Origin of the sequence: uncultured Duncaniella sp. (genome assembly GCF_910577345.1) — a bacterium.
In the GTDB taxonomy this organism is placed as follows: Bacteria; Bacteroidota; Bacteroidia; order Bacteroidales; family Muribaculaceae; genus Duncaniella.
Genome location: NZ_CAJTMT010000063.1, coordinates 1 through 2,688, shown reverse-complemented (window position 1 = coordinate 2,688; position 2,688 = coordinate 1). Strand labels below are relative to the sequence as shown.

3 protein-coding genes are annotated in these 2,688 nt (G+C 45.8%); 1 reads left to right on the top strand and 2 read right to left on the bottom strand.

What is annotated here, in order from left to right; genetic code table 11:
• Positions 1–247 (bottom strand): helix-turn-helix domain-containing protein (locus QZ310_RS13615; RefSeq protein ID WP_297073829.1); only part of this gene is annotated, 247 nt, incomplete at its 3' end.
• Between the two features lie 145 nt (positions 248–392).
• Positions 393–1,292, bottom strand: coding sequence for a helix-turn-helix domain-containing protein (locus tag QZ310_RS13610; protein WP_297073827.1), 900 nt, complete (start codon positions 1,290–1,292; stop codon positions 393–395).
• 574 nt (positions 1,293–1,866) lie between these two features.
• Between QZ310_RS13610 and QZ310_RS13605 the strand changes: the two genes are divergently transcribed.
• The coding region (locus tag QZ310_RS13605) for a Fic family protein (protein ID WP_297073826.1) at positions 1,867–2,688 on the top strand (822 nt) is incomplete at its 3' end.

The window sequence follows — 2,688 nt, the reverse complement described above, 5'->3', positions numbered from 1 at the left end:
GCCAGCCTTTGCCGCCGGGATTCTTGTAACCCGGAACAACGCCGTTTCGCGCCTTTTTATAAAGAGTGTTCTTACACTCTCCAAGCAATGCGCACGCCTCTTTAGTGGATATAAAATCAGGCGCGACTTTTTGGGGTGGGGAGAGCGCGTTGCGCAACTCCCTCAGTTCACCGAGCAGGCTTGTTACCAACGCGGTCAGATAAGTCACCGCTTCGGGCAACTTATCAAAGCTGATGGATGTTTCCATAAATTTACAACCGAACCCTTGGGAAAACGGCACGCCGACATGGCATATCCGTGTCAGGGATTCGGTTGCAAAATTACAGGGAGAAATAAGGGAGAACAATAGAGTCCGGATGCTCTCCTATGTATCTCCAAATCGTCTCCATCGGCTATATCTCCGGTGATTTTAAGAGATTATCCAATTCATTTCGGAGAATATGTGTGTACTTGCCTTTCTTAACACGGGAGATGTTATGATACTTCAGATAGTGGTGCAACTGGTCGCGAGTCAGTCCATATTTCTCCATCGCTTCCGGATATGTGTAATACTCCGGTCCTTTCGGTTCAACCGCACCTTTGGCTAAATCGAAATGATATTTGGAGTAGAATGTAGCTGCGCCAACCTTTTTCTTGGGAATACCCTCCTTTGACACCAAACAGTATATTGCCGATAATGTCATCCCATATCGCGCCTGAATCTCAGTTGCGGTGTACCACTCAGATATTTCCTCACTGGGCTGTTGTTTTGCGAAGTAAGCATCAACATGCTTCCGCCTCCAAAGGGTCTTGCCTCTTTGTTGAGTCTTCGGCCACTTCTCACGTTTGGCTATCTCATAGAGTCCCGAATTGGAGATGCCATACTTCTCCTGCACCTCCTTCGAGGTGTAGAATTCGGTTATGGGTTCTGACTTTTTCTTTGGACGCTTCAGATATTTATGTCCATTCTCAAAAAGACTGTCAACATCCTTTCTGCGGATGAGAGTTTTGCCTTTGAATTGTACTGTCGTTATTGCATTGTCTGCAAAATAACGATAGATGGTTGTTCGGCTTATACCTAATAACTGACATAGTTGGGTAGGAGAAAGAAATTCCAGTTTCTCAATCTCCGTTACTTCATCGGAGGCTTTTACATATTCAATCTTAAAAGCCTCAATTTTCTGTTGTCTCTTTCTCTCCTTATAGGCGAGTCCGGAGCATCGGTGGCTGCAATACTCCGTCGATGTCTTTCGTGCGACAAACTCATTGCCGCACCATCCGCATCGTTTAATGATTTCAATATTACTGCTCATATTTCACATTATTGGTGGTTATTTCGCCAGTTATTTCGCCGAAAATGTCTCATCGCGTCTCACAGTGTATCATCGTGTCTCAAAAGTCCAAGACCTTTCTGAGGTTAAAAGTAAGACTGGCCGACTTGATACAAATCGGGTATAAAAAAGCAGGTGAAAAGGGGTGAAAAGTGGTTTTATTGAGCAGTAGGCACGAAAAAAGTCGCCCGGTAACGAGTGACTTTTCAATAGTTTATGCCATTTATCACCAAATGGTGACAATCATCTACTTGCCGATGCATACTATATAATCAGCTAATGAACAGCGAGTTAGCCTCTTAAAAAAGTACAGATGATAGATGCGCTAAGTTGCTTACTTTCAATGATTTATTGTATAATTGAATTTTGAAAGTGTAATTTGCTTGCAATCAGCGTTTTGGAGCAATTTGTCTGTACCGCTATGTTCTTGTTTCCGAACGCAAAGTTATACAAAATCACAGAAACTACAAAAATTATCACGGAAAAACTTACGCCATTCTCCTTAAATTTACGGAGAATGTTTGGCGGTTACACTGCAAATGATTAACTTCGCGACATGAGACGAACTGAAAGACATAGTGCCTATATATGGCAACGGGAGGATTGGCCTGAGTTCCGCTGGGACTCCGAGGCGTTGCTTGAACCGCTTAGTCGGCTCAGTCAGTTGCATGGACTCCTGAACGGTAGGATGTCGATGCTTGGATTCAACGAGAAGTGTCGGTCGCTGTTGTCGGCTATGACTGAGGAGTTGATAAGTTCTTCGGAAATCGAGGGCGTGTTGCTCAATCCGAATTCCGTGCGTAGCAGTATCGCCCGACGGCTCGGAATCGAGGATGACGGACTGTTAGTTGAGGATCATTATGTCGAGGGATTGGTCGATGTGATGCTTGACGCCGTGCGTAATTGCCGGAAGCCATTGACAGATGAGCGGTTGTTCGATTGGCACGCTGCTTTGTTTCCGTTTGGGAGAAGTGGTATGCACAGAATCACTGTTGCCGATTGGCGGAAAGGAGAGGAGCCGATGCAGGTAGTGTCCGGTGCTTTCGGGCATGAGAAGGTGCATTACGAGGCTCCGCCATCGGATGTTGTTCCGGCGGAGATGAAGCGGTTGATTGAGTGGTGCAACACTGCCGGTCAGTCACCTTTCATCATGGCTGCTGTGGCGCACTTGTGGTTTGTTACCGTTCATCCGTTTGATGACGGCAACGGTCGCATAAGCCGCACTCTTGCCGATATGCTTCTTGCCAGGCTTGATGAGGATTCGGCGCGATATTATAGTATGTCTGCTGAAATCAACCGCAATAAAAAGGCGTATTATGAGGTGCTTGAGCGGACACAAAAAGGCAATCTTGACATAACCGAATGGATGCTGTGGTTC

Bases quoted from the DNA above. Each gene is read 5' to 3' on its own strand.
- QZ310_RS13610 (WP_297073827.1), bottom strand. From the start codon at position 1,292: ATGAGCAGTAATATTGAAATCATTAAACGATGCGGATGGTGCGGCAAT.